This window comes from Acinetobacter sp. TG2027 (genome assembly GCF_000302435.1).
Taxonomy (GTDB): Bacteria; Pseudomonadota; Gammaproteobacteria; order Pseudomonadales; family Moraxellaceae; genus Acinetobacter; species Acinetobacter pittii.
Window position 1 is genome coordinate 143,469 of record NZ_AMJN01000048.1, and the last position, 16,864, is coordinate 160,332.

A 16,864-nucleotide genomic window follows, 5' to 3' on the forward strand; every position below is an offset into this window, starting at 1 on the left:
ACAGACAAAAGAAATACTGATCGAGTCGCAAAACAAATTATATTTGCTAGTTTTTAAACGATTGTTTAAAACATGATTAAAGACAAATAAAGAGCGTGACAATATGTCAAATCAAGCAGGAAAAGTCAGCCGTGAAACTCGTGGACATATTTTTTTAATTGGTCTAGATCGGGCAGCAAAACGTAATGCTTTTGATAGTCACATGATCAAAGACTTATCACTAGCGCTCACCGAATATGAAAATAATGATGCCCTGCGCTGCGCGGTTATCTTTGCTCATGGGGATCATTTTACAGCTGGTTTAGACCTAGTTGAGTTACAACCTAAACTCGCTACAGGTGTTTTTGATTTTAGTGAAAATGAGATTAACCCTTGGGGCACTGTAGGCCGAAAGCTCAGTAAACCTTTGATTGTGGCAGTACAAGGTTATTGTTATACAGCTGGTATAGAACTATTTCTCAACGCAGATATTACGATTGCGAGTGAAAATACACAATTTGCTCAAATGGAAGTTCAACGTGGCATCTTACCTTTTGGCGGAGCAACCGCCCGTTTTACTCAAGCCGCGGGTTGGGCAAAAGCCATGCGCTATTTACTCACTGGTGACTCTTTCGATGCAAAAGCAGCATTTGATATGAACCTGATTACAGAAATATGTCCAGAAGGTTCTCAGCTCAATCGTGCAATAGAACTTGCTGAACATGTTGCGCAAGCTGCTCCTCTTGCTGTAAAAGCGACCCTCGCCTCTGCTCGCGAAGCTATTAACGAAGGTTACGGGGTTGCCTTTAAGCAATTACAAAACCATCTTCAACCTTTGCTCACAACAGAAGATGTTCAAGAAGGTGTATTTGCCATGTTGCAAAAAAGACCTCCTGTTTTTAAAGGTAAATAATACCTGCTCAAGCACTGCATTCTACAGTTTAAAACCTATGGATATACAGAAATTAGCGTAAAAAAAAAGCCCACACGATGCGGGCTTTTTTTCATTAATCTTCTTTATTCAACTCTAACGATTTTACCTAGTTCATCATGATGAACGACTGTAATTTTCTGACTACGTCCCTGCTCAATTTCATGTTCAGGTAAATCAAAATAGCGCGCATAATCATCTGTCTGTTTTGTTTTAAGCGCATTACCACCAACACGATGCTCAGGCAGCACATGACTCCACAACAATAAACAAATTGCACAAGCAATTAACGCAGTAATACCATGTTCAATACCTAAACCAAAGGCACTAAACAAACGGTGAACCAAATGTGTTTTTTGGAGCTCAGCCAAAACCCAGATCAGTACAAATGGACGCCACAGCAACAACCAAACCGCCCACATCATGGCTGTGCTTGTTGTAGAAGCATAGCGTTTATGCCATGGTAATTGACGGCGTAAATCAATAATCAACGAATTTGTCTTCATTTCTCTCTTTACCTAACGAAGTGCTGTGGTTTTCCCCAGACATCAATACAGCACGATCTTTAAAATCTCATGACTCTTGCATTTCATCCACGAATGCCCCGATCCGGGCTCACCCAACGCGCACGTTTCTCATCTCCACGTTTTAAAACTTTTGGAAATGCCACAATAGTTGCCGAGATGGTGATTAGCCAAAAGACCAATGGATACCAGATCATCCAGAAATAGTTTTTTCCTAGATGTGGTTCATAACGACTATCCATCCATTTGCTTAAAGCAAACTGAATGAGACAGGTTGCCCCCAATAAAATACCGCTACCATACGGTAAAAATGGAGAGCTCACAACGGCTAAAGCAGGGACCGGTAAAATAAAATGTACCAACCATAATAAAGCCATCGCCAGCATTAAATATGACCAAACTAAGGTTAAGCAAAGCTCAAACATTAAAGGCCATAAAAAATTTAATTTTGGCTTGGTGAAGACATCAATATTTTTAATTAATACCTGTGCCCCACCCATAGCCCAACGTAAACGTTGTTTCCACAAACCGTTTAAAGTTTCAGGCATTAAAATCCAGACTAAGGCATTCGGTTCAAAACGAATGTCCCAACCTGCACGCTGCAATTTCCAAGTAATATCGATATCTTCAGTCAACATATTGGGTGACCAATAATCCACTTGGTGAACAGCGCTCTTACGAAAAGCGGTAATCACACCCGATACGGTAAATAAGCGCCCAAAGGTACGTTGTGCACGTTTAATCATGCCAACAATCGAAGAAAACTCACCGACCTGAATACGCCCTAGCAAAGTTGAGCGAGTACGAATACGCGGGTTACCTGTAACCGCTGCAACTGTTGGATTTTCCTGAAAATGACGAATCATCCACTTTGCTGCATGAGGATCAAGTAAAGCATCGCCATCAATACCAATTAAAAACTCGGCATCGGTCATTAAGCTTCCGGCTTGCAACCCCATAGCTTTACCTTGGTTTTGAGCCAAATGAACAACACGTAGTTTTTCATGTTGTGCTGCTAAACGGTCGAGTACCTCGCCTGTATTGTCCGAGCTACCATCATTAATCGCAATCACTTCAAAATGAGGATAGTCCAGTTTTAAAGCATGGCTGATCGTTTCCTCTGCATTATCCCCTTCATTAAAACAAGGAATTAAAACAGCGACTTTTGGATAACTCTCTAACGGAGCAGGTTGATCGTAAGGCGGAGCCTGACGTTCTTTCCAATAGAAAATGATCGCGCCAATCATCCATAAATACGACATGAATAATGGATAATAGAAAACGAATTTTAAGGCATGCGACCATATTGCAGCAAAGATTGTCATGTTTTAGCCTCAACTACGGCACAAGACGAGATGATTTTTCAGCAAATGCTTTACGCATCACATCAACATCCGGATGATCTTTAATTGGATCATCTGGGTAATATCCGACATGCATTACACCTTGCTGATAAAGAGAATGAATTGTTGCGGCCATTTCAGTTGAAGGTACCTTTTCGTTTTTACGCCAGTCGGTTGCCTGTAATTCAAAAACGGTTTTCTTAATACCATTTGGATATTGTTTCACGCGATCAACCATATCTTTATAGAACTGATCAGCATTATCTACCTGTTCCATATAAGGCATTGCCATAATAGCCGTAAAGTCATAGCGTTTTAATGACTCTTCAAGCGATTGTGAATACCAGTTTTCTGCATATGGTTTTAAAGCAACTTGCGCATATAAGTTACGTGCGGTGAGTAAGAACGGTTCATATTGTCGCACGTCATCAACGAGTTGCATTGCAAAATCATCTAGATATTTTGTCTTATATGCCGTCCACTTTTGCAAATCTTGATCGTTATCGCGAATTTTTGCCAAATCTGTAGGTAAACCTTGTTTCGCATAAGCTTTTAAGGCATCTGGGCTTGCATCTTCATAGTCAGATAAGGTGACGTCGTCATGGAATAAAATTCCGTTAAATGAAGATGACTTCGCCAAATCTTGATAAATCTCACGAATAGTTTGGCGTGCGTCTGCTGAGAACGGACTTAAACGGATATACCCCATGTTGAGGTGTTCACCTGTTTTTGCTTGCTCTGTCACCACCAAATCCTTAGAAACAGGATCAGTTCTTGGTAGTTCCCATGCCAATAAAGGCATCCACGCATAAATACGACTTACAGGCGTACGCGTTTGAATTTGCCATGCTACACGGTTAAACAAGTCGGCACGCATTGGAATATGGCGGTTTGGGAAATACACCATATCAGCAGAGCCATTCGCATCTGGATCTGAAAATGCCTGTAAATAGACTGTATTTACACCCATCGCATTAATTCGGTCTAACAAGTGACCTAAATTACGTTCTTGCTGTTTCGGGTCTGGATCATAAATATAGTCCAGATCAATATGCATAATTTTTTGCGGACGATTGTTATCCGTTAAATTCAATTCACGATTTTTAATTTCTTGAGCCAAATCATCAGTCGTCATATCGCCTTCTACCAAAATACGGCTCATATTTTGGAGAGATTGTTTTGCGTGGTCTGCCCCATCATCAAGTGTAATGGTAATTGGCATACCAAGCTTTTTAGCAATTTGAACAGTTTGCATATTATAGCGACCATAAGGCCATACCATAATACGTGGTGAACGTAAGCCGTGTGCTTTGAGTAGTTCGTTATTTTTCTTTAAGTCGTTATAAATACGTGCCTGATATTGTGCATCGTTCTCGTAAGTTTGAGTTTTTACATCATAAAAACGAGTAGTTGCAGCAGGTTCAGAGTTGCCTTGTGGGTTGCCTGTAATACCACGGTGCAAATGATAGCTATGGTTTGCAATTTCTACAAAGCCACTATCTTGCATCTCTTTCAGCTCACCCCAGCTTAAGATTTTATCGCGTGGAATTTCTTCCCCTGAAAAATCGACTTTCTGCCCTGCTTTTGGCTCTAACCATGAACCTACTACTGCGAGTACTACAGGGATTTTTTTAGCTTTAATAACAGGATAAGCATTTTGATAAAAAGATTGATAACCATCGTCTACAGTTAATAGAACAGGTTTTGTAGGTAATTGAAATTTACCTTGATGAGCACGGATCAACTGATCAACCGTAATAAAATGGAATCCGTTTTTTTGCAGCCATTCAACATGCTGTGTAAATTGTTGAGTCGTCACTGCATATTGAGGAATTAGTGCATTTTTAGTATCGGTAATTTCATGATAACCAATCACCGTAAGTGTTGACGCGTCCAGTTTAGGTGGTTTGGCTAATGCCATGCCTGACAAACCTGCCAGAGCTAAGCCAAGTGATATGTTCAACAAAGGAGATGCAAAGCGGATAATCATGAAATAGCGTCTCAATAACAATATAGATTATTTATGCGAAGTTTGATTTTAAGACGCAAACTTTTTGAAATTTGGTCTTAATGTCAGCCTGCCCATAAATGAACAGTTTCTCAGTCAGCATTTATAATCAAATAATCTGAAAATAATCTTAAATATTTAAAAAGCTAAAATATAAATTAATAATGTATTTATATTTAAAGCTCATATAAACAAGAAAGCCCCCTAAAGGGCTTTAAATTTCACTAGTCACGAGTTTTGACATCGAATAATTCAATTTCAAAAATTAAATTAGAATTAGCAGGAATAATCTTACCCATTTTACGCTCACCATAAGCTAAATGAGCAGGTACGATTAATTTACGCTTGCCGCCAACTTTCATTCCCATAATGCCTTGGTCCCAGCCTTTAATTACACGGCCTGTACCAATCACGCATTCAAAATAGTTACCGCGATCAATTGAAGAATCAAATTTTGTGCCGTCTTCTAACCAACCTGTATAGTGAGTTGTAATCAAAGCACCTTTAACCGCTTCTTTGCCTTCACCTACTTTTAAATCGATAATTTCTAATTCATTTGACATGGTTTACCCCTTAATCTGAATCTTTAAAATCGCAATTGGTACTTAGTGTACCAACTGAATCTGTAGAATTTGTTGCGCTTTTCTATGTTACTGTAACTGTGTCCACACAACACTTGCCTGACCCTTTTCACCTAAAAGCGTCCACTCGTTGTCCATGACATTTAATTGAAGCTGCATTGTACGTTCACAAAGTTGTTCAAGCTCTGCTGTACTTTGAGGGGCAATTTGCCACACTTGAACGTTACTTAACGTTTTAATTTTACTGTTTCGTTTCCACCATTCTTCGACTTGTGTGCCATACACAACGAGCGCAACTGTTTTACAGCGAGCACTGGCTTTTTTGACTTTATCTTCAGACGGTAAACCAACTTCAATCCATGTTTCTAACTGACCCGTTAAATCTTTTTGCCATAATGCTGGCTCGTCAGTTTCAAAAAGGTCTTTAGTAAACTCAAGCTCATCACTTGCGAAACGGGCAAAAGCCATCAAACGAACCATTAAGCGTTCTAAAGTTTCCGAAGGATGCAAGGCAAGCGTCAGTTGATAATCACCATAAATATGGTCATCCATATTGGCAATATTCAAGTCTGCCTTATAAATTGTTGCTTTAAGCGCCATGATTAATATGTCCAAAAATTTGGCGCTAAGGATACTCGATTTTGGGTAAAAAATTATAAAAAAACTGAACAATGCAAAGCATAGTCATGTGAAATTTGCATATTCTTCCAAAACGCTCAGCTTATTTTATAGTTGGCCGGCTTTTTGCTTTAGAGAGATATATTTTCCTCTTGCTAAAATTGATGACTTATGTGGCTAAAGCTCAAGCGTAGTTTATTTTTACAGGTTCTTTGTGCTCTCTTTCTTGGGGTTGCAGTTGGAATCGGCTTTCATGATTTCTCCCTATCTTTAAAGCCATTAGGTGATGGTTTTATTTCTTTAATTAAGATGCTGATTGCACCAATTGTGTTTTGTGTTGTTGTACTGGGAATCTATGGTGCAAACGACATTAAAAAAATGGGCAAAGTCGGTGCAAAAACGATTCTCTACTTTGAAGTCGTCACCAGTATTGCCTTAATTTTAGGCATTATTGTGGCCTATGTATTTAAACCGGGCGTCGGTATGAATATCGATATTAGCCATTTAGATGCAAAAGATTTAAGTACCTATACCGAACGTGCCCATGAAATGCATACGGGTTCGGAATTTCTACTCAATATTATTCCAAAAACCTTCACTGCCGCTTTTGCAAACGGCGATATTTTACAGGTTTTATTGATCGCTATTTTATTTGGTGTTTCCCTACTTTTAATTCCAAAACATTTAGCAGAGCTGGTACGTCAAGCACTTGAAGCTTTTTCAGAAGTCTTCTTTAAAATTATGGGACTTATTATTCGTTTAGCTCCAATTGGTGTATTCGGTTCAGTGGCCTATACCACTGCTAAATTTGGTTTAGATTCACTCTTACAATTGGGTTATTTGGTTTTACTGTTTTATGCAACCTGCATTTTATTTGTCGTTATTGTTTTAGGTTCGATTTTAAAACTTGCCGGTTTCAACATTTTCAAATTTGTGGGTTATTTTAAAGATGAACTCGCTATTGTTTTAGGTACCGCTTCTTCTGACTCTGTTCTTCCTCAAATTATGAAAAAACTCAAAAATTTGGGAATTAAAGATTCAACGGTAGGTTTGGTTATTCCAACTGGTTATTCATTTAATTTAGATGGCTTTTCAATTTACTTAACTTTAGGCGTGATCTTTATTGCACAGGCCTGCAATATTGATTTGTCTATGCATGACTTACTGGCTATTTTGCTAGTTTCGCTCATTACTTCTAAAGGTGCACACGGTATTCCAGGCTCGGCTTTAGTTATTCTTGCAGCCACACTTTCAGTGATACCAAGTCTCCCTGCAATTGGCTTAGTGCTTCTACTTTCAGTCGACTGGTTTATTGGAATTATTCGTGCCTGTACCAACTTAATTGGTAACTGTGTCGCGACCGTAGTGATTGCTCACTGGGAAAAAGATATTGACCATGCGCAAGCTAAAGCTGTGTTAGATAGCAAACCTTAATCCCACTCATCAGAGAACATTGAATTACTTTTGGTTTAATGTTCTCTATTCTTCAAGCTGACAGGCAAGTAATGCTGTTTCAAAAGCCAACCAATCATGGTTATGTTCGCTAATGATTTCAATACGGTTATCAATGCCCTCTTCACCAGACTTATAATTAAACTGATCAGGATTAAAGTTAAAAACTTTCCACCCTTGATCTGTGTTAAAAATTCCCTTAATTCGAAGCCAGTCTTGCTGTGCACATAATAAATCTAGCAAAGCATAAAACTCGAATTTCCAGCGCTTAGGTAATTTCCAACCTGCCACAATATAGCCTTGTGCCGACTCGACATAATGATAAGGTAATTGCTGAATTTCCTTCTTAACCTCGGTTTCAGTCATTTGTTTTTGAAGTTTAAGTAAAGGTTGTATAGATCGCTCGGTTAAACGAGCAGCTACATCAATTTTATTTAACGCTAACTGACCATTTTCAGTTTTAATCCACTCTTGGTGATAAGGCTGGTATTCGTCTTTTAATAGCTCAAGCGCCTGATCATCTTCAAAAGTCATCACATCGGTATGTGACACCACCACAATCTGGGCAGCTTTTAACTGATCTTCATAAAGGTTTTGTTTAACCCAATTAGTATCATGCAAACGACTACCATCTACCACCGTAATCAATGCTCGCATGGCTAAACTACTTTGCCAATGAGGCTCAGTCAGTTGGTCAAATAACTGAGAAGGATGCCCAAGTCCAGTCGGCTCAATAAACAGCCTGTCTGGCTTTTGTTCACTCAACAGTCGAGCTAAAGCAATATGCATCGGCAATTGACTGCTACAACATAAACAACCGCCTAATAGTTCTTTGACTGCATATCCTTCATCTTGAGGTAAGAGTTGTTGGTCTACTCCAATTTGTCCAAACTCATTCATTAATACAGCCCAAACCTCATCTTTAGGCTTTTGGCTTAATAAATGCTGTAATAATGTGGTTTTTCCTGCCCCTAAAAAACCGGAAATAATATGGGTAGGAACAGTTTTTGGAGTGATCAGTTTCACAAGCGGCTCAAATCAACAAGGTTTAAAAAACTAAGAAAGGTATATCACTGTTTAAGTAGCATGAAAATGATTTTTAACTTTGAAGATATACTTTTCAATTATCAGGCTAAAGCTCTCAATTTGTGACAGGCATCTCATCAATTATCTAAATTAGCTTTTAACATCTATAACTCAAACGAAATATCCTATTCAAGCACATTCACAATTCATGCCAGAGTGTTAGGTTTACGTAACAGAGTTGGCTTTTTTTTACTCGATAAGAAATATTTTTTCACATTTTAAGGTGTATTTAAGTCCCTTTATTTTACAGATTGCTCACATAAATGACCCGTATATTTCATATTGTTAAGATAGCCGTAATAGATTGTTAAGTTAATTGATGTAATACCAACCTCGGCTTAGCATGTGTCCTAGCTTAGTCATTCAGCCATACAGGTTTCAGGTATGTATGAACGATTAGGTTTAATTTATTTTTAAATGAAATTTAAGGATGCCATAAAATGAAATTAGCTAAAACTTTACTCGCTACTACACTTGCTTTAACTGCTGCTTCAACTTTTGCTGCTTCTAAGCACGACCAAGCACATAACACTGCTGGTGAAGAAAAAGTTGTTGTTTCAACTCAAGAACAAGCAAACACTGCAAATGCTGCATCTGATGCTGTAGGTTCTGCTTCTGAAGCTGCTCCTGCAACTCGTTAATTCTCTCAGCATTCTCCTCCAAGCTCAGAGATAATTTTACTGAAATGAAAAATGGACGCTGAATTTTGGTAAAGAAGAAAAAGGATCGAACCATGCTGCGGTTCGATCCTTTTTTAATTTGATCTATTTTTTTAAGAAGTTTTCTTATACATGCTACAAGATGGGTTGTGGTTTTCTTGAAGACGTAAAACCTTACGATGCTCAGCAGCTTCAAAGCGGCAACGCTTCCATTCTGTATTGAGATTTAATTGAGGTACTTCACATGGCTTGCCCTGTTCATCAACAGCAATCATCGTGAAATAACAGCTATTGGTATGGCGCACTGTCCGCTTCTGGATATTTTGCGCTTCAACACGGATACCGACTTCCATTGAAGTACGACCTACATGGTTCACACTTGCCAAGAAGGTTACCAACTCACCTACATAAATAGGTTCTTTAAAATTTACTTTATCTACAGATAAAGTCACCACGTAGCCACCCGAATAACGACTTGCGCAAGCATAAGCGACTTGGTCTAGTAGTTTTAGAATCGTACCACCATGAACATTACCTGAAAAATTTGCCATATCAGGCGTCATCAAAACTGACATCGTCAATTCAGACTGATCATCAGTTGCTGTGGTCATTTCATCTAATGTAGGCATAGCTCAACTCTGTCTTAAAACAAGCTCAGTCAACATTATGGTTGATAATTCACAAAAAAAACATGCTTAAATCCACAACATAGCATTGTATTTTTTAATATCTTTGATTGTTTTTTAAAATTTAATTTTTTAAGGTGCTATTTTTAAAGTTATTTTTTAAAGCTGTTCTATTTATCTTAGAATTTTTTAGAAGATGCTATGCCATTTTATTCCATGTTCAATGGCATAGCAGGTTGTTATGAGTGACTTGCTAAACTTTATTAATGACGCCTGTCACACCATTAATAATCATATCAATGGCGATCGTACCGATTAATAAAGCAGATAAACGCCCAACAATATCAAAATAGCGGTCGATATGCTTGGCATGTTTATAGCGTAAATGATCATGTGAAAATTTCATCAAAATCAAAATACTGCAAGTTAAAAACAAGGTGAAGGCAATCACTAGGGCTGCCTCACCAATTGACATTTCAATACCTGTGACCACAGCCGCACTAATGGTGCCTGGGCCGATCATAAATGGCATGGCAATGGTGCCAGCCAGATGTTCTGGTGCACCGCGCATTTCACCAATGGTATCGGCGCCCTGAAACACATAGCGGTAGCCAATCACCAAAAAGATGAGGCCTCCAAAAATCTGAAAGGCTTCAAAACGTACATTCAGATATTTACTAAAAATTGTTTCGCCGCCCCATGCAAATAGCATGAAGACGACAAAAGCAATCAAACTTCCCTGAATCAGTGCTTTATTAAACACCTTGGCTTCTGAATGGCGGATCAGGCCAATCATATAAATGCTCATTAAAAATGGATTGAGCAAAGAGAAAAATAAAGCAAAAGAATGTAGATAAGGAGAAGCCATGCATTTTCCTCTTAAGCTTGTGGATCTGGGAACAATGGACGATTCCCGGGGCTAATACGATTAATATGTAAGAACGTCATATGTCTTTCATATTTATCTAAAATATCGTTAATGACCTGTTCTTTACTGTAACCGACCAGATCGTTATCTTGAGAGCCATCATAAAGATAGGTTTCAAGTCGGAAATAGAACTGTTTGCCTCGTTTTACACGCTGGCTAAAGTTCGGCGCGCTATAGCGTACAGGCCAAATCTGATAAACAAAGTTTTGCTCTTCTTCCAAATGGATAGTCAGATCTAGATGGTAAAGCGTATCTTCATCTTCAAGCGGGGTTTGCTGCACGTCCACATTCATGCCCTGCTTAATCAACTCATCAGCAACAGCCTGAACAGCTGGCAAACACACCATATCTAGCATGCGCTGTGTTTCTGTAGTTCCCGGATGATGCATGACTCGAGTTAAACGCTGTTTCCAGTTCAGAATATCCACGTTCCCTACCACTGGCGCTGCATTCATACTGAGACTAGCATGCCTGTAATCTTCAAGTCTGAGCGACTTATAAAGCCCTGCCATCACAAGGAACATCACAAAACTAAACGGCAATCCCATAATAATAGTTGCGTTTTGCAAGGCAGTAATGCCGTTGGTCATGAGCATGGCTAATGTGAGTAAACCAATCGCTACAGCCCAAAACACGCTTAACCAACGTGGGGCATCATTATCGATATTAGTGAGTTTAGTCGTGAAGTTACCTAAAACCAGCGCTCCCGAATCGGCAGAAGTCACGTAAAACAAAAGCCCTGTTACGGTGGCAATTGAAGCAATAAAGGTAAAGCCCGGATATTGCGCTAACAGGTCGTAGAAACCATGAGCCGGATTTGCTAACACCGTCGCTGCTAAGGTTTGGTTGCCTTCAAAAATAACACTGTGCAGTGCGCTATTACCAAAAATAGATAACCACGTGAGTGTAAATAGAAGTGGAATAATTAAGGTACCGCATACAAACTCACGAATGGTACGCCCTCTTGAGATACGTGCCAAAAAGAGTCCTACAAATGGAGACCAAGCAATCCACCACGCCCAGAAGAAGAAAGTCCAACTACTCATCCATTCTTTAGGCTGTTCAAAAGCAAAACTTTGTAATGCTAAAGCAGGGAAACGAGTTAAATAGTCACCAATATTTTGGACAAGGGCATTGAGTAAAAACTCAGTATTTCCCAAGAATAAAATAAACAGCAATAACCCGACTGAAACATAAATATTGATTTCAGATAAAATCCGCAGGCCTTTATTGACCCCAGATGTCACCGAAATAACGCTAATACCCACTGCAACAGCAATCAGGATAAATTGCATCCAGATATTTTCTGGTAACCCCAATAACACATGTAGGCCATAATTCAGCTGTACTACTCCAATCCCGCAGGTCGTCGCAATACCAAAAATTGTCCCGATCACGGCAGCTGTATCAACACTATGCCCAATTGCCCCATTAATTCTTTGTCCAAAGATTGGATAAAGTGCAGAACGAATGGTAAGCGGCAAATTATAACGATAGCTAAAATATCCCAATGACATACCAATCAAGGCATACATACACCAGCCAGTTAAACCATAGTGAAACAATGTCCAAACCATACTTTGGCGTGCTGCTTCATAGGTTTGACCTACTCCAACCGGAGGTTGCATGTAATGAGACAATGGTTCAGCGACCGAGAAGAACATGAGGTCGATACCAATACCCGCCGAGAACAGCATGGCAGACCAACTGAGCAAACTAAACTCAGGCTTTGAATGCTTAGGTCCTAATTTGATACTGCCATATCTTGAGCAGGCAATAAAAATCACAAAAGCCATATATAGTGTTGCTGCCAGCAGGTAATACCAACCAAAAGTTGAAGTTACCCACCGAAGCACAGCATTCATGACTCGATTTGCAAAATCGTTGAACAAAAACGTGACGAGAGAAAAAATTAAAATAAGTACAGCTGAAAAATAAAAAACCACACGGTTGAGCGGGTCTTTTTTAGATTTAGATAATGTTAAATCATCAACTGCTCTTGGATTATCTGTTGCCATACAATCCTCAAGGAATAAAATAAAAACAAAATATTTAATTTCGTCTTTTCACTCTTATTTAAAACAATGAAAAGACGACTTTAAACGCAAAAAAATAATATATAGATGTGATCGATTGAGGTTATAAAACCTCGGTCACTTTATTCTGGTCACAATTCGATGGGACTGAAATGTCTTTTGAAACAGCTAACTGTTTTTTCACTAATTGAGGGTCAAAATCATCTTGCTTTAACGCTTTGGCTAAACCAAACATATAAAGCAAAATAATGACTGAAAATGGTAAACCACATAACACCACTGCACTTTGCATGGAGTTAAAACTACCGGCTAAAAGTAAGCCAATACTTACAATGGTAATTACCACAGACCAAAAGACGCGTAACCAGATCGGTGAATCACTATCATTGGTGCCCCCTTTTGAGGACAAATTAGCGATCATTAGTGTACCAGAACCAACTGGTGTCAAAAATAAAACGAAACAAATTACAACAACAATACCTGCAACGTAAGGATTAAACGGCAGATATTCGAGTAATTTAAATAAGGATAATGCTGGATCAGTTAAGACCATATCACCTAATACTTTCTGTTTTTGCTGCAAGATAAAATAAATTGCAGTATTTCCAAAAACCGAAATCCAAGCCAGTGTAAAACCGAGTGGAATCAGGCATACACCCAATACTACTTCACGAATGGTACGTCCTTTTGAAATGCGGGCAATAAACATACCGACAAAAGGCGCCCAAGCAATCCACCAAGCCCAATAAAATACGGTCCACGAACCCAACCAGCCACTGGCTTTTTGATTGTACAAATACATATCAAAACTTTTACCAATAAAATTATTGAGGTAATCGCCAGTATTTTGCACCAGACCATTTAATAAATGGTTGGTCGGACCTGTTAAAAATACAAATAAAAGTAAAGCATATAGCAAACGTAAATTAATACGCGACAACCATGCCAAGCCTTTTTCAATACCCACCACTGTCGTAATCGTGGCAACGAACATCATGATGAGCACGGCAGTAATTAAGGTCGCAGAGTTATCCGGAATTTGCGGCAGTAAATAACAAATGCCCGATACAAGTACCAATGCTCCAATTCCCAAGTTGGTGACTAAGGAAATAACTGTCGCTAAAATTCCAAAGCCATCGACAAAATCACCCACCAAGCCATGCACTCGCTCTCCAAAAATTGGGTAAAGCGCCGAACGAAGTGCTAATGGCAAGTTTTGTCTGAAAGCAAAGTAACCTAAAGTAACTCCGAGCAATGCATAGAGCACCCAGCCATGAATCCCCCAATGCAAAAAGCTATAAGTCATCGCATTACGGGCTGCCTGAATCGTTCCTGCCTCACCTTCTGGCGGTCTTAAAAAATGGTCAACAGGTTCGGCCACACCATAATAAAGTAGCGCAATACCAATCCCTGCCGAAAACAGCATTGAAGTCCAAGCCAAATAACTAAACTCAGGTTTGTCGTCATCTTTTCCCAAAGGAATCTGCCCTACTTTTGAAAAAGCGAGCCAACCAACAAAGCCCAGGCAAAGCACAATAACCAGCATGTAATACCACCCAAAAAAGTGATTTACCTGCTCTTGTACATAGGTCAGCCAAAACTGACTTTTTTCTGGAAACAGCACAAAAAGTAGGCCAAAAATACCGATACTGATTGCTGAACTCCAAAATACGAAACGATTTAACCGAATATGGTCTGAAGAATATCCATCACTTTTCAACACCATCTTATTGCTCCTTGCAATCGGTGTATTTTTCTCAAAATAACGTGATAAGTAATGTACTTATGCGCATCATCCTATCCTTAAGAACCTTTGATTTCACCTCTTTATTTTTAGAAGCTTGTTCAAAAATTCATTGATTTTTACATATCATACTTGTTATTGATTGAACGTTCAATCAATAACAAGTATGATAAAAAAGTGCTATGATGCTCTGCAAGTTAACATGTTGAATTTTAAGCACCACTAAAAGTGCTGATGTGGACAACCATGACAAAACGCAGAGTAAAACCAGAACATGTGCGACGTGAAGAAATCATGAACGCTGCACTCGACGTAATTTATGAAGTGGGGTTATCCAATACCACCATTGCACAAATTGCAAAAAAAGCCGAGCTGTCGACCGGCATTGTCAGCCATTATTTTGGCGACAAACAAGGGTTGATAAATACCTGCATGCAAGAAATGTTAAATGTTCTGCGTCGTAAAACCGAACAGTACAGAGCAGAAGCAGATTCGCATCCAGAGAGCCAGATTAAGGCCATTATCGACTCTAACTTTGACATTAGTCAGGTCAATGAAAAAGCAATGCGGGTCTGGTTGGACTTTTGGTCAGCAAGTATGCATGTACCAGACTTAAGCCGCTTACAAAAGATTAATGATCAACGCCTGTACTCCAACTTGAAATTTTATTTTCTTAAGTTAATGGATGAACAACAGGCCAGTGTTGCCGCTAGAGGTTTGGCAGCATTGATTGATGGATTATGGTTACGAGGCAGTTTAAGCCGTCATAACGAATTTGACAGCAACCTTGCTCGTTCCATTGCTTACGATTATGTACAAACGCAATTGCAATTTGCGAACAAGCCTTTGCAGGAGAGACAAAATGAGTGATGTACAAGTTCATCAATTGTATATCCATGGACGCTATGTTAAAGCAACCAGTGGTAAAACATTTAATAGTATTAACCCTGCCAACGGCGAGACAATCGCGACTCTTCAGCAAGCTTCTGAACAAGATATTGAAGCTGCTGTACAAAGTGCCCAACAAGGACAAAAAATCTGGGCTGCCATGACTGCCATGGAACGTTCACGTATTTTACGTCGTGCTGTCGACATTCTTCGTGAACGTAATGATGAGCTTGCCCGTCTTGAAACACTCGACACAGGTAAAGCTTTTAGCGAAACATCTACAGTCGATATTGTGACTGGCGCAGATGTACTCGAATACTACGCAGGACTTGCAACAGCCATTCAAGGCGAACAAGTTCCACTTCGCGAATCAAGTTTCTTTTATACACGCCGTGAACCGTTAGGTGTGGTTGCTGGTATTGGTGCCTGGAACTATCCAATTCAAATTGCTTTATGGAAATCTGCCCCTGCCCTTGCTGCGGGTAATGCCATGATTTTCAAGCCAAGCGAAACCACTCCACTCACTGCATTTAAACTTGCAGAAATCTATACAGAAGCAGGCGTTCCAGACGGCGTCTTTAACGTGGTGCAAGGTGCTGGTCGTGAAATTGGTCAGTGGCTCACTGAACATCCTGTGATTGAAAAAATCTCATTCACTGGCGGTGTGGAAACTGGCAAAAAAGTTATGGCAAGCGCTGCTGGCTCTACGCTAAAAGAAGTGACTATGGAACTTGGTGGTAAATCTCCACTCATTATTTGTGAAGATGCCGACCTTAATCGTGCCGCAGATATTGCAGTCATGGCGAACTTCTTTAGCTCAGGTCAGGTATGTACCAACGGTACACGCGTATTTGTTCCAAAATCACTTTTAGCCGACTTTGAAAAAGCCGTTGTAGAGCGTGTAAAACGTATTCGCATTGGCGACCCAATGGCTGAAGACACCAACTTCGGTCCACTCACTAGCTTCCCTCACATGGAAAAAGTTTTGTCTTTCATTGAGTCAGGCAAACAACAAGGCGCTAAAGTGTTAATTGGCGGTGGCCGCGCAACAGAAGGCGAACTTGCAAAAGGCGCTTATGTACTACCGACAGTATTTAGCGACTGCACTGACCGGATGGCAATTGTTCAAGAAGAAATTTTTGGGCCTGTCATGAGCATCTTAAGCTATGAAACCGAAGAAGAAGTCATCCGTCGTGCTAACGACACTACCTTTGGTTTAGCTGCTGGCGTTGTCACTCAAGACATTAGCCGCGCTCATCGCATTATTCACCAAATTGAAGCAGGTATTTGCTGGATTAACACTTGGGGTGAATCGCCTGCCGAGATGCCAGTTGGTGGCTATAAACAATCTGGTGTAGGCCGCGAAAATGGCTTAACCACGCTTGGGCACTATACCCGTATCAAATCTATTCAAGTTGAACTTGGCGATTATCAAAGCATTTTTTAATGCCCCTATCGCTC

Annotated in this window: 15 protein-coding genes; 5 read left to right on the forward strand and 10 right to left on the reverse strand. The window is 39.7% G+C overall.

What is annotated here, in order from left to right; all coding sequences use genetic code 11:
- Nucleotides 1-103 precede the first annotated feature (103 nt).
- Entirely contained in the window at nucleotides 104-892 is a 789-nt protein-coding gene (locus B806_RS0113605) for a crotonase/enoyl-CoA hydratase family protein (RefSeq protein ID WP_017403158.1), read from the forward strand.
- A gap of 104 nt (nucleotides 893-996) precedes the next feature.
- On the opposite strand, the gene pgaD is transcribed toward B806_RS0113605, so the two are convergent.
- From pgaD to B806_RS0113630, 5 genes are all read right to left on the reverse strand, one after another.
- Nucleotides 997-1,416 (reverse strand): poly-beta-1,6-N-acetyl-D-glucosamine biosynthesis protein PgaD, encoded by a 420-nt coding sequence (pgaD, locus tag B806_RS0113610; protein WP_017403159.1) that lies wholly within the window; start codon nucleotides 1,414-1,416, stop codon nucleotides 997-999.
- A gap of 83 nt (nucleotides 1,417-1,499) precedes the next feature.
- Nucleotides 1,500-2,759 (reverse strand): poly-beta-1,6-N-acetyl-D-glucosamine synthase, encoded by a 1,260-nt coding sequence (gene pgaC, locus B806_RS0113615; protein WP_002117710.1) that lies wholly within the window; start codon nucleotides 2,757-2,759, stop codon nucleotides 1,500-1,502.
- Between the two features lie 13 nt (nucleotides 2,760-2,772).
- Nucleotides 2,773-4,767, reverse strand: coding sequence for a poly-beta-1,6-N-acetyl-D-glucosamine N-deacetylase PgaB (pgaB, locus tag B806_RS0113620; protein ID WP_017403160.1), 1,995 nt, complete (start codon nucleotides 4,765-4,767; stop codon nucleotides 2,773-2,775).
- A 242-nt stretch (nucleotides 4,768-5,009) separates the two neighbouring features.
- Nucleotides 5,010-5,348 carry an FKBP-type peptidyl-prolyl cis-trans isomerase gene (locus B806_RS0113625; protein ID WP_002117532.1) on the reverse strand — a complete coding sequence of 113 codons (339 nt, stop codon included), beginning with the start codon at nucleotides 5,346-5,348 and terminating at the stop codon, nucleotides 5,010-5,012.
- 87 nt (nucleotides 5,349-5,435) lie between these two features.
- The gene (locus B806_RS0113630) at nucleotides 5,436-5,966 is read right to left on the reverse strand and encodes a YaeQ family protein (RefSeq protein ID WP_002117684.1); all 531 of its coding nucleotides are present in this window, start codon (nucleotides 5,964-5,966) and stop codon (nucleotides 5,436-5,438) included.
- 189 nt (nucleotides 5,967-6,155) lie between these two features.
- On the opposite strand from B806_RS0113630, the gene dctA reads away from it, so the two are divergent.
- Nucleotides 6,156-7,418: a C4-dicarboxylate transporter DctA gene (dctA, locus tag B806_RS0113635; protein WP_002117553.1), complete on the forward strand. Its 1,263-nt coding sequence runs from the start codon at nucleotides 6,156-6,158 to the stop codon at nucleotides 7,416-7,418.
- Between the two features lie 45 nt (nucleotides 7,419-7,463).
- Here the strand turns inward: dctA and B806_RS0113640 are convergent, their stop codons facing one another.
- The gene (locus B806_RS0113640) at nucleotides 7,464-8,462 is read right to left on the reverse strand and encodes a GTP-binding protein (protein ID WP_017403161.1); all 999 of its coding nucleotides are present in this window, start codon (nucleotides 8,460-8,462) and stop codon (nucleotides 7,464-7,466) included.
- 500 nt (nucleotides 8,463-8,962) lie between these two features.
- On the opposite strand from B806_RS0113640, the gene B806_RS0113645 reads away from it, so the two are divergent.
- The gene (locus tag B806_RS0113645; RefSeq protein WP_000761577.1) at nucleotides 8,963-9,163 is read left to right on the forward strand and encodes a hypothetical protein; all 201 of its coding nucleotides are present in this window, start codon (nucleotides 8,963-8,965) and stop codon (nucleotides 9,161-9,163) included.
- A gap of 131 nt (nucleotides 9,164-9,294) precedes the next feature.
- On the opposite strand, the gene B806_RS0113650 is transcribed toward B806_RS0113645, so the two are convergent.
- The 4 genes from B806_RS0113650 to B806_RS0113665 all read right to left on the reverse strand — a co-directional run bounded on the left by B806_RS0113650 (nucleotide 9,295) and on the right by B806_RS0113665 (nucleotide 14,497).
- On the reverse strand, nucleotides 9,295-9,810 hold the full coding sequence (locus B806_RS0113650) for an acyl-CoA thioesterase (RefSeq protein ID WP_017403162.1): 516 nt from the start codon (nucleotides 9,808-9,810) through the stop codon (nucleotides 9,295-9,297).
- Nucleotides 9,811-10,060: 250 nt separating this feature from the next.
- Nucleotides 10,061-10,675: a MarC family protein gene (locus tag B806_RS0113655; protein ID WP_002117499.1), complete on the reverse strand. Its 615-nt coding sequence runs from the start codon at nucleotides 10,673-10,675 to the stop codon at nucleotides 10,061-10,063.
- Between the two features lie 11 nt (nucleotides 10,676-10,686).
- Nucleotides 10,687-12,753 carry a choline transporter gene (locus B806_RS0113660; RefSeq protein WP_017403163.1) on the reverse strand — a complete coding sequence of 689 codons (2,067 nt, stop codon included), beginning with the start codon at nucleotides 12,751-12,753 and terminating at the stop codon, nucleotides 10,687-10,689.
- Nucleotides 12,754-12,874: 121 nt separating this feature from the next.
- Nucleotides 12,875-14,497: a BCCT family transporter gene (locus tag B806_RS0113665; RefSeq protein WP_002117782.1), complete on the reverse strand. Its 1,623-nt coding sequence runs from the start codon at nucleotides 14,495-14,497 to the stop codon at nucleotides 12,875-12,877.
- Between the two features lie 264 nt (nucleotides 14,498-14,761).
- Here B806_RS0113665 and betI point away from each other — a divergent pair, with 264 nt between their 5' ends.
- Nucleotides 14,762-15,385: a transcriptional regulator BetI gene (gene betI, locus B806_RS0113670; RefSeq protein WP_005070763.1), complete on the forward strand. Its 624-nt coding sequence runs from the start codon at nucleotides 14,762-14,764 to the stop codon at nucleotides 15,383-15,385.
- On the forward strand, nucleotides 15,378-16,850 hold the full coding sequence (gene betB / locus B806_RS0113675; RefSeq protein WP_017403164.1) for a betaine-aldehyde dehydrogenase: 1,473 nt from the start codon (nucleotides 15,378-15,380) through the stop codon (nucleotides 16,848-16,850). Before betI ends, betB begins: the two co-directional genes overlap by 8 nt.
- Nucleotides 16,851-16,864 lie beyond the last annotated feature (14 nt).

Coding starts and splice junctions, on each gene's coding strand:
- B806_RS0113605 (WP_017403158.1), top strand. CDS start 104: ATGTCAAATCAAGCAGGAAAAGTCAGCCGTGAAACTCGTGGACATATT.
- pgaD (WP_017403159.1), bottom strand. CDS start 1,416: ATGAAGACAAATTCGTTGATTATTGATTTACGCCGTCAATTACCATGG.
- pgaC (WP_002117710.1), bottom strand. CDS start 2,759: ATGACAATCTTTGCTGCAATATGGTCGCATGCCTTAAAATTCGTTTTC.
- pgaB (WP_017403160.1), bottom strand. CDS start 4,767: ATGATTATCCGCTTTGCATCTCCTTTGTTGAACATATCACTTGGCTTA.
- B806_RS0113625 (WP_002117532.1), bottom strand. CDS start 5,348: ATGTCAAATGAATTAGAAATTATCGATTTAAAAGTAGGTGAAGGCAAA.
- B806_RS0113630 (WP_002117684.1), bottom strand. CDS start 5,966: ATGGCGCTTAAAGCAACAATTTATAAGGCAGACTTGAATATTGCCAAT.
- dctA (WP_002117553.1), top strand. CDS start 6,156: ATGTGGCTAAAGCTCAAGCGTAGTTTATTTTTACAGGTTCTTTGTGCT.
- B806_RS0113645 (WP_000761577.1), top strand. CDS start 8,963: ATGAAATTAGCTAAAACTTTACTCGCTACTACACTTGCTTTAACTGCT.
- B806_RS0113650 (WP_017403162.1), bottom strand. CDS start 9,810: ATGCCTACATTAGATGAAATGACCACAGCAACTGATGATCAGTCTGAA.
- B806_RS0113655 (WP_002117499.1), bottom strand. CDS start 10,675: ATGGCTTCTCCTTATCTACATTCTTTTGCTTTATTTTTCTCTTTGCTC.
- B806_RS0113660 (WP_017403163.1), bottom strand. CDS start 12,753: ATGGCAACAGATAATCCAAGAGCAGTTGATGATTTAACATTATCTAAA.
- B806_RS0113665 (WP_002117782.1), bottom strand. CDS start 14,497: ATGGTGTTGAAAAGTGATGGATATTCTTCAGACCATATTCGGTTAAAT.
- betI (WP_005070763.1), top strand. CDS start 14,762: ATGACAAAACGCAGAGTAAAACCAGAACATGTGCGACGTGAAGAAATC.
- betB (WP_017403164.1), top strand. CDS start 15,378: ATGAGTGATGTACAAGTTCATCAATTGTATATCCATGGACGCTATGTT.